The sequence below is a fragment of the Arthrobacter sp. P1_A5 genome (genome assembly GCF_056406825.1).
On sequence record NZ_JBFTZL010000141.1, the window covers coordinates 1 to 9586 of the forward strand.

Below are 9586 nucleotides of genomic sequence, written 5' to 3' on the forward strand. Positions count from 1 at the left end.
GCGCGGACCCGGCCTCGGTGGCCTACGAGGCCGTCAAGGCCGGCATCGACCAGGAAGTCGACGTCGTCATGATCGACACCGCGGGGCGCCTGCAGAACAAGGTGGGCCTCATGGACGAGCTCAGCAAGGTCAAGCGGGTCATCGAAAAGCTGGCCGAGGTGGACGAGGTGCTGCTGGTCCTGGACGCCACCACCGGCCAGAACGGACTCAACCAGGCCCGGGTGTTCTCCGAGGTCGTGAACATCACCGGGATCGTCCTGACCAAGCTGGACGGCACCGCCAAGGGCGGGATCGTCGTCGCCATCCAGAAATCCCTTGGGGTCCCGGTGAAGCTGATCGGCCTGGGCGAAGGCGCCGACGACCTCGCGCCGTTCGAGGCCGAAGGCTTCGTGGACGCGCTGCTGAACTAGCGCGCGCCGCAACAAAAAGAGTGCCCCGGTCCTGTCTGGTCAGTTCAGACAGGACCGGGGCACTCTTTGTTCGAGTGGCTAGTACTTGAAGTTCAGGACCGTTACTGTGCCGGCTGTCAGATTGAACTGCTGCGTCTGGGACTTGAACGCGAAGCCGGGCACCGTGGCGCGCTTGGCGAGGGGTGTGGGCTCGGTCTTGGCGCCATCGATGACGGTCTCGTCCTCGGCTGCGTAGCTGGGTCCGCTGAGCTGGGTCATGGTCCCGGTGACAGGCTTGCCCGGAAGGTTCAGGGTGACGGAAGTCTGCGCGGCCTTTTCGGGGTCGTTTTCGTTGATGATCACCACGCTGGTGCTGCCGTCGGCGTTCTGCAGCGCGTAGCTGAACGTCGGGCCGCCGCCGGTGCTGTTCACTTTCATGAATTTGCCGGCCTCGAGCTCGGCCACCATGGAGATGCCGAAGAAGTTGGCACGGCCGGACATCTGGCCATTGCCGAACGGGTAGGCCCCGGCGCTGCAGATGGCGGACAGGGGCGGGCCGCCCTTGCAGGTCAGCAGCGAGCTGTGGAAGCCGATTCGGGTGATGCCCAGCTGGGCGGCGGTGAGGGCATAGTCTGCCGCCCACAGCGCAGATGCGTGGGTACGGGAGGTCTCATTGGAGCCGGGGCACGCCGAGATCCCGGTTTCCGGAATCCAGGTTTCCAGGCCGGCGGCCTGACCCACCGCGAGGGCCGCCTTCTGGTAGTTGACGGCACGGTCGTGCATCGCTCGGCTCATCGCGTTTGCCAACGTAGGCGAGTCCTGGGGCAGGCCGCCGTCACAGTTGGAGAGCGGGTAGTGGTGGAACGTCAGGATTTTCTTCTGCGGGAGGTCCGCGTCGACGAACGGCTGCCACCACTTCTGGTCGTAGGCGCCCGGGCCGGAGATGGGCACGTTCGGCGCCACTGCATAGATCGCGTTGGCGTAGTCCTTCAATTCCCGATTGTACTGATCCAGGCTGTAGCCGCTGCCGGACTTCACATCGTTGAACACGAAGCCGTTGGGCTCATTGCCCACAGTGATGCTCAGCAGCCGGTCGCCGAGGATCGCCGAGGCGTTCTTGGCCATGTCCGCAGCCCGCGCCGGGTTGTAGTGGCCCAGATCCACTGTGAGGCTGACCCTGGCGTCGCCTGCCTCCAGCAGGGTCTTGAGCCGGACCAGGTCTGCCGGGCCCACGGCCTTGACCGGGTGCGTCTTGTCACCCTTGTAGTCGGCGGGGACAGCCTCGCCGCTGGAGGTCCAGAAGAAACGCCGGTCCACGGCGTTGCCGCCGAAACGCAGGACCGGCTGGTCGATCTCCTTGAGCAGCTTGACCATCGACGCGTTGTCGCTGCTGAGGTCGGGATCGGCCAGATCCGTGGCCTCCAGGGAAATTCCCGCCATGCCCTTGTTCAGGGAAGTGCCCACGAGGTCGCTGGAGACATCGACCTTGAGGGGCTCAACCTTTTCCAGCGGCGACCCGGCCGGCGGACCCGGCTGTGCGTAATAGGTGACGGGCGGTCCCACCTCGGCCGGGGCGGGTGCCGGGGCTGACTGGGCGGCGGGGGAAGAAGCGGCCGGCGGTGCCGGGGTCGGGTTTCCGAGGGCGAGGGGAACCAGTACTGCTGCGGCGACGGCGACAATTCCTGCGCCGGCGATCAGCCCTGCGCGCTTCCTGTTGCCCGCGCTCTTTCCTGCGTTGGCTCCTGTGTTGGCTCCCGCGTCGGCTCCCGCGTCGGCGGGTTGGGCGGGGTCGGGGCTTTCGGCTTTCCCGGGGGAAGAGTCGAATTTGGCCATGGGGGATTACCTCCGGAAGTTTGTAGCACGTGCCCCCAGCTTAGCCAAGGGCGGCGGMCGACGCTGACCGGAAGGTCCCGGACAGCGTCCCGTGCACGGTCCGGGACAAGGTCATGGCTGAGGCACGTGCCCGGCGGACCGGTGGCGGCAACGCCGCAGGTCAGGCGCGATCCGGGGCCGGCCGGCGGAACGTTTCGCGGGCCGGCAACCACACGGCGGCGGCGGCCAACAGGATGCCGCCAGTGACCCCAAAGGCCCATCCGTAGCCCAGTCGGTCCGCCAGCAGTCCGGCCACCACCGGTCCGACAATCGCGCCGCTGTCCGAGGCCATCTGGAAGACGGCCAGGACGCGGCCGCCCGAGCGCTCGTTGCCGATCACATCGGCGATGGCAGCCTGCTGGGCCGGTCCCAGCAGCCCGGAGCCGATCCCGGCGCAAGCGGACGCGAGCAGGAACCAGGGCAGCTGGTGCGTGAACCCGATGGCCGCCGTGGCGGTGCCGGTGACCAGCAGCCCGGCCAGCAGGAGCGGCTTGCGGCCCAGGCTGTCCGCGAGCCGGCCGGAAAACGTCAGCGCCACCGCGTTGCCGCCGGCAAACACCGCCAGGGCCCAACCGGCCGATTCCGGACCGGCGCCGAGCGCCACGACGGCGAAGAGCGGCACTGTGGCCATCCGCACCCCGAAGGTGGCCCAGCCGTTGGCAAAGCTCGAAAACAGGCCGGCCCGGTAGGCGCTGTCCCGCAGCGCGTCCCGCAGTTCCATCGCCGGGGCCGTGGCGCCGGGCTGCCGCGAGGCGGCGGGGACATGGCTGAGCTGGGTTTGCACCACGACGGCGGCCAGCACCAGGGCCGCCGCGTAGGCCAGGAACGGCACCCGCAAGCCGAAGCCGGCCAGCATCCCGCCGACGATGGGGCCGCAGACGTTGCCGATCAGGAAGGCGGAGGCATAGGCCCCGGAGACCCGGCCGCGGCTTTCCGGCGGCGCGAGCCGGACCACGAGCGCCATGGACGCCACCGTGAACATCACCGAACCAGCCCCGCCGAGGCCGCGGAAGACCAGCAACTGCCAGTAATTCTGGGCGAAAGCGCAGGCCGCCGTGGACGCCGCGACGATCAGCAGCCCGGCCACATAGACCGGCCGTTCGCCCAGCTTCACGATCAGGGCGCCGCCGGCCGGTGCAAAGACGAGCCGCATGAAAGCGAAGATGCTCACGATCACCGCCGCCGCGGTCGCCCCGACGTCGAACGTGGTGGCGAACTGGGGCAGAACCGGTGCCACGAGGCCGAAGCCGATCGCAATCAGGAAGGCCGCCACCAGCATCACCTTGATGTCCCGGGGCAGCCGGGAACGGCCCGGGGCCCGGGAAGGGACCTTGGCTGCGGCGTCGCCGGCGGGGCGGGAGGTCTTGCTCATAATGCGTTCGTCCTTGGGAAGATGCGGTGCCGGCTGGCGGCGGGTCCAACAAGTGCGGGAATAATCCGCTGAAACATAACCGTAACAAGTGTGAGATGCACCATTTACGTCCGGGAGGTTCTTGTAACAACCCGGCAATGTAAATCCTCCGCCAGCGAAACACTGCCCCGCGAAACTCTTTCTAGAACGCAAATAAATGCGTTGGGACCGGCGGACTACTCCGCACCTAATAGCAAGAGAGGACGTAGACCATGGAACTCACCGCAGGTCTCGTTTGGCTCCTGGTCGCCGCGGCACTCGTGCTGTTCATGACCCCGGGCCTGGCATTCTTCTACGGCGGCATGACCCGCGCCAAGTCGGCTTTGAACATGATGATGATGAGCTTCGTCGCCATTGGAACCGTCGGCATCATGTGGATCCTGTGGGGCGCTTCGATGGCTACGACCAACGAAGACAACTTCTACCAGATCTTCGCCAACCCGTTCAGCCACTTCGGCCTGCACAACTTCACCGAACCGGCCGACCTGCTCAAGGTCGKCTACGCGGCCACCTTCGCGATCATTACGGTGGCCCTGATTTCCGGTGCGGTCGCCGACCGCGCCAAGTTCTCCGCATGGGTGGTGTTCACCCCCATCTGGGCGACCCTGGTTTACGCGCCGATGGCCTTCATGGTCTGGGGCGGCGGACTCTTCTCCGCGAATGGCTGGTTCGGCCAGACGTTCGCGCCGGTCATCGACTTCGCCGGCGGCACCGTGGTCCACATCAACGCCGGCGTCGCGGGCCTCATCCTGGTCCTGATCATCGGTAACCGCAAGGGCTTCGGCAAGGACCCGAACCACCGCCCGCACAACATTCCGTTCGTCATGCTCGGTGCCGCAATCCTGTGGTTCGGCTGGTTCGGCTTCAACGCCGGTGCCGCCGCGACGGTGGAGCAGGCCGGCCTGATCTGGATCAACACCCTGGCCGCCCCGGCCGCCGCCATGCTCGGCTGGCTTGCCGTGGAGCGCTTCCGCGACGGTCACCCGACCTCCCTCGGTGCCGCCTCCGGCGTGGTCGCCGGCCTGGTCGCCATCACCCCGGCCTGCGCCAACGTCTCCCCGCTGGGTGCGATCGCCCTCGGCGTCGTGGCCGGTGTGGCCTCGGCGCTCGCCGTCGGCCTGAAGTTCAAGTTCGGCTACGACGACTCGCTCGACGTCGTCGGCGTCCACCTCGTCTCCGGTGTTGTCGGCACGGTCGCAATCGGCTTCCTTGCCACCCCGACCCAGGGCGCCGCAGGCCTGTTCTACGGCGGCGGCACCACGCAGCTGGTCGCCCAGACCCTCGCGGCAATGATGGCCATCGTCTTCACCGCCGTGATGACCTTCATCATTGCCTTCCCGATCCACAAGCTCATGGGCTTCCGGGTTTCCCAGGAACAGGAAGTTGTCGGTGTGGACCTGAGCCTGCACGCAGAGACCGCCTACGAGTTCGGCGTCGGCGGGCACGGCGGCAGCTTCCAGCCGCTGCACGAACTGATCACGGGCAAGCCGATGGGCGGCGAGCCGCAGGAGGAAGGCACAGCCGCCGAAGTRCCGGTGGACGCCGCGTCCAACGGCAAGCAGAACGCAACGGGCAAGGAAAGTGTGGGGGCATGAAACTGATCACGGCAATCGTCCGACCGGAAAAGCTTGAGGCTATTCGCGAAGGCCTGGAAGCCTACGGTGTGCAGGGCCTCACGGTCAGCGCAGCCAGCGGCTACGGCCGGCAGCGCGGCTACACCGAGGTGTACCGCGGGGCCGAGTACAACGTGGACCTGCTGCCAAAGATCCGGGTGGAAGTCCTGGCCACCGACGAACAGGCGGACGACATCCTGGATGTCATCATCGCCAGTTCCAACACCGGCCGGGCCGGCGACGGCAAAGTCTGGACGATGGATGTGTTCGAAGCTGTCAGGGTCCGTACCGGAGAGCGTGGTTCGGCAGCGATCTAGTTGCTCCCCGCTCCATGCCGCTAGAGCCAACAGACACAGCGGCGTTGACACGGCACTGACACAGCGGGCCGGATACCTGAGAAGGTGTCCGGCCCGCTGTGTCGTTGCTGCTGTGTCGGCCCGGAAGCGGCTCCGGCGCACCGCCGGATCCGCGCGGGCCCTGCCGCGACGAATCTAGGCCGGCCAGCCCTCCGGCCCCGGGGTCCCGGCCGGATATTCCTCCAGCGGGACATGTCCGGCGGTCCAGGATTTCAGCACCGGCGCCAGGATGCGCCAGCAGTCCTCGGCCGTGTCCGCCCGCACCGAGAGCAGCGGATCCCCGGTCAGCACGCCCTCGAGCACTTCACCGTAGGGGAGGAGTTCGGAGGCGCTCAGTTCGGCCTGCAGCGTGGCCCGGTCCAGGCTCAGGACATTGCCCGGTCCGTTCACGTCGACGTCGAACTGCAGCGTGTCCGGGCCAAAGCCGATCCGCAGCTGGTTGGGGGCGTCCACACCGGTGAACCCCTTCGGAAGGTGCGGCACCGGCCGGAAGGTCACCACGGCCTCCTTGCGTTTCTGGCCCAGCGCCTTGCCCGAGCGCAGGATGAACGGCACGCCCTGCCAGCGCCAGTTGTCGATCTCCACCTGCACCTCGGCGAGGGTTTCAGTACCCCTGGACGCGTCCACGCCCTCCTCCTTGGCGTAGTCCGGAATGTCCCGGCCGTTGATCGAACCCGCCGTGTACCGGGCCCGGCGGCTGCTTTGCCGGTAGGGGGCCTTGATGCTGCTGGCCCGCAGCACGGTGGCCACGGCATCGCGGAGATCGCGTTCGTCCACGGATGCCGGCGGCTCGATTGCCATGAGGGCCATGATCTGAAGCAGGTGGCTTTGGATCATGTCACGGAGCGCCCCGGCGCCGTCGTAGTAGCGGGCGCGGCCTTCGAGGGCGAGGTCCTCGTCGAAGATGATCTCGATTTTTTCGATGTTCTGCCGGTTCCACACCGGCTCCAGGAACGTGTTCGCGAAGCGCAGGCCAAGGATGTTCAGGACCGTTGCCTTGCCGAGGAAGTGGTCCACGCGGTGGATGTGGTCCTCCGGGACCAGCGCCGCCAGCGTCTTGTTCAGGTGGCGCGCCGACTGCTCGTCGGAGCCGAACGGCTTCTCCATGACCAGCCGGGTGCCGGCGGGCACATCCTCCGGCGCCAGGGCCTCGCACGCGAGCTGGCTGACCCGCGGCGGCAGGGCGAAGTAGACCGCCACGGGCCCCTCCAGTTGCGCCAGGAGCCCGGCGAGCTGGCCCTTGGCCGTGACATCGAGCTGGTGGTAGGTGCTCTCCTTGCGGATCCGCTTGAGCTCCCGCTTGCCGTGGGCGTCGGCCTTGGAGTCCTCGTCCGCGAACGACTCCTCGATCCGGCCAAGCCACTGCTCCGGCGTCCACGGGTCCGATCCCGCTCCCGCCAGGGTGAGGCCGTCGGCGCGGCCCCGGGACACCAGGCGGGCAAGCCCCGGTAACAGGAGCCTTCCGGTGAGATCGCCGGAAGCGCCCAGGATGAGCAGGGTTTTTACAGTTGTTTGGCTGGTCACCTACGCCAGCATGCCATCTTGAAGGCGCATCTTGGTACCCTAGATAGTCGAGTCCTGTTGTCGAGGCGGTTCGTCCAGGCGAATACTAGTCGCGACGCTGGCGTGCCGCACCGGCCGCCACCTGTAGATCCACTGAAAGAAGTGCACGGCGCGTGTTCAATTCACTCTCTGACCGGTTGACAGCAACCTTCAAGAATCTGCGTGGCAAGGGCCGCCTGACCGAGGCGGACGTTGACGCCACAGTCCGCGAGATCCGGCGTGCCCTCCTGGACGCCGATGTCGCTGTGCCCGTGGTCCGGGAGTTCACCGGCCGCGTCCGCGAGCGTGCCCTCGGCGCCGAGGTCTCCGGGGCGCTGAACCCGAGCCAGCAGATCGTGAAGATCGTCAACGAGGAACTCGTCGAGATCCTCGGCGGCGAGACCCGCCGGATCCGCCTGGCGAAGACCGGACCCACCATCATCATGCTGGCCGGCCTCCAGGGCGCCGGCAAGACCACCCTGGCCGGCAAGCTGTCCAAGTGGCTCAAGTCCCAGGGCCACAGCCCGATGCTGGTGGCCTGCGACCTCCAGCGCCCCAACGCCGTCACCCAGCTGCAGGTAGTCGGCCAGCGCGCCGGCGTGCCCGTCTTCGCCCCGCACCCAGGCGCCACGTCCACCGAGCTGGACCACCCTGCCGGCGACCCTGTCGCCGTCGCCCGCGCCGGCGTCGAGGAAGCCAAGCGCACCCTCCACGACGTCGTGATCGTGGACACCGCCGGCCGTCTCGGCGTCGACGCCGACATGATGGAGCAGGCGCGCCAGATCCGCCGCGCGATCRTCCCGAACGAAGTCCTGTTCGTGATCGACTCCATGATCGGCCAGGACGCCGTCAACACGGCCCTGGCCTTCGACGAGGGCGTCAACTTCACCGGCATCGTGCTCTCCAAGCTCGACGGCGACGCCCGCGGCGGCGCCGCGCTCTCCGTCGCGTCGGTGACCGGCAAGCCGGTCATGTTCGCCTCCACGGGCGAAGGCGTGGACGACTTCGAGCTCTTCCACCCGGACCGCATGGCCTCGCGCATCCTCGACATGGGTGACGTCCTCACCCTGATCGAGCAGGCCGAGAAGTCCTGGGACAAGGATGAAGCCGCGCGGATGGCGAAGAAGTTCGCCGACCAGGAAGACTTCACCCTCGATGACTTCCTCGCGCAGATGCAGCAGATCCGCAACATGGGCTCCATGAAGAAGATGCTCATGATGATGCCGGGCGCGCAGAACATCCGCCAGCAGCTGGAGCAGTTCGACGAGCGCGAGATCGACCGCGTCGAGGCCATTGTCCGCTCGATGACCCCGCACGAGCGTGTGGCTCCGAAGATCATCAACGGCTCCCGCCGGGCCCGTATTGCCCGCGGTTCCGGCGTGCACGTCTCCGAGGTCAACGGACTGCTGGAACGTTTTGCCCAGGCCCAGAAGATGATGAAGAAGATGGCCGCCGGCGGCGGGATGCCCGGCATGCCGGGAATGCCCGGCATGGGCGGCGGGGGCGGAGCCCGCAAGGGAGCCAAATCCGCGCCCAAGAAGAAGGCCCGCTCCGGCAACCCGGCCAAGGCGGCGCAGGAACTGCGCGACGCCGAGGCCCGGCGTGCCGCCGGCCCCAAGGCGCTGCCCACCGGCGCGTCGTTTGGCCAGCAGGGCGGCGACTTCGATCCGTCCCAGCTGAACCTGCCCAAGGGTTTCGACAAGTTCCTCGGCGGCAGCAAGTAGCCATAAGTGCTGACGGCCGCCGGCACTGTGTCGCCGGCGGCATCAGCACTGAAGTGCCATAGGGTTAGACAATGTTCAAGCAGCGCGTAGTCTTCGTCCATGGGGACGGCAGCTTCGGCGCCGCCGCGTGGCCAAAACAGCACGGAATGGCGCTGGACTACGACGCCCTGTTCCTGCGGCGGCACGGGTTTGACGCCGTCGCGGAACCGCTCGAATCCAACTTCGCCGCCGACGCCGCCATCGTGCTCGCCTCGCTGGCAGACGACGGCCGCGGCGAGGCCGGCGGCCACGTGGTGGCCCATTCGCAGGGCGCGATCGCGGCGATGATGGCCGCCGTCGAACGGCCCGACCTCGTCCAGTCGCTGACCCTGGTGGAACCGGCCTGCCTGTCCCTGACCGCGGAGCTCCCGGCCACCGCCGCGCACCGGGCCCTGATGCAGCCGCTCTTCGACGTCCGCCACAACCTCAGCGACGACGACTTCCAGCGGGAGTTCATCCGCCGCGCGTTCGCGGCGGACGCCCCCGGGGCCACGACGCCGGAGGCCCTCCGGGCTGCGCGCCGGCTCCGCCTGCAGGCGCCGCCGTGGGAAGCACCGCTGCAGATCGTGCCGGGCGTGCCGACCCTGGTGCTGACCGGCGGCTGGGAACCGCTGTATGAGGAAATCGCCGGCTACCTGCG

General features: G+C 67.8%; 7 protein-coding genes and 1 pseudogene. 5 read left to right on the plus strand and 3 right to left on the minus strand.

The window, feature by feature from the left end; all coding sequences use genetic code 11:
* Window positions 1-410 (plus strand): annotated as a pseudogene (locus tag AC1D1S_RS15985) (signal recognition particle-docking protein FtsY); the annotation flags it as partial.
* A gap of 78 nt (window positions 411-488) precedes the next feature.
* Here AC1D1S_RS15985 and AC1D1S_RS15990 read toward each other — a convergent pair.
* Together AC1D1S_RS15990 and AC1D1S_RS15995 are read right to left on the minus strand one after the other, a co-directional pair.
* On the minus strand, window positions 489-2222 hold the full coding sequence (locus AC1D1S_RS15990; RefSeq protein WP_476994907.1) for a hypothetical protein: 1734 nt from the start codon (window positions 2220-2222) through the stop codon (window positions 489-491).
* A gap of 160 nt (window positions 2223-2382) precedes the next feature.
* Entirely contained in the window at window positions 2383-3633 is a 1251-nt protein-coding gene (locus tag AC1D1S_RS15995; protein WP_476946009.1) for an MFS transporter, read from the minus strand.
* A 251-nt stretch (window positions 3634-3884) separates the two neighbouring features.
* On the opposite strand from AC1D1S_RS15995, the gene AC1D1S_RS16000 reads away from it, so the two are divergent.
* Both AC1D1S_RS16000 and AC1D1S_RS16005 read left to right on the plus strand, forming a co-directional pair.
* Window positions 3885-5267, plus strand: a complete 1383-nt coding sequence (locus tag AC1D1S_RS16000; RefSeq protein ID WP_476994908.1) for an ammonium transporter — start codon at window positions 3885-3887, stop codon at window positions 5265-5267.
* Window positions 5264-5602, plus strand: a complete 339-nt coding sequence (locus tag AC1D1S_RS16005) for a P-II family nitrogen regulator (RefSeq protein ID WP_028276847.1) — start codon at window positions 5264-5266, stop codon at window positions 5600-5602. Before AC1D1S_RS16000 ends, AC1D1S_RS16005 begins: the two co-directional genes overlap by 4 nt.
* Window positions 5603-5776: 174 nt before the next feature.
* On the opposite strand, the gene AC1D1S_RS16010 is transcribed toward AC1D1S_RS16005, so the two are convergent.
* Window positions 5777-7165 carry a glucose-6-phosphate dehydrogenase gene (locus AC1D1S_RS16010; RefSeq protein ID WP_476944274.1) on the minus strand — a complete coding sequence of 463 codons (1389 nt, stop codon included), beginning with the start codon at window positions 7163-7165 and terminating at the stop codon, window positions 5777-5779.
* Window positions 7166-7317: 152 nt separating this feature from the next.
* On the opposite strand from AC1D1S_RS16010, the gene ffh reads away from it, so the two are divergent.
* A complete protein-coding gene (gene ffh / locus AC1D1S_RS16015; protein WP_476994909.1) occupies window positions 7318-8907 on the plus strand; it encodes a signal recognition particle protein in 1590 nt (529 codons plus the stop codon).
* A 71-nt stretch (window positions 8908-8978) separates the two neighbouring features.
* Window positions 8979-9586: alpha/beta fold hydrolase (locus AC1D1S_RS16020; RefSeq protein WP_476994910.1), on the plus strand; the 608-nt coding region annotated here is incomplete at its 3' end.

Coding starts and splice junctions, on each gene's coding strand:
- AC1D1S_RS15990 (WP_476994907.1), bottom strand. CDS start 2,222: ATGGCCAAATTCGACTCTTCCCCCGGGAAAGCCGAAAGCCCCGACCCC.
- AC1D1S_RS15995 (WP_476946009.1), bottom strand. CDS start 3,633: ATGAGCAAGACCTCCCGCCCCGCCGGCGACGCCGCAGCCAAGGTCCCT.
- AC1D1S_RS16005 (WP_028276847.1), top strand. CDS start 5,264: ATGAAACTGATCACGGCAATCGTCCGACCGGAAAAGCTTGAGGCTATT.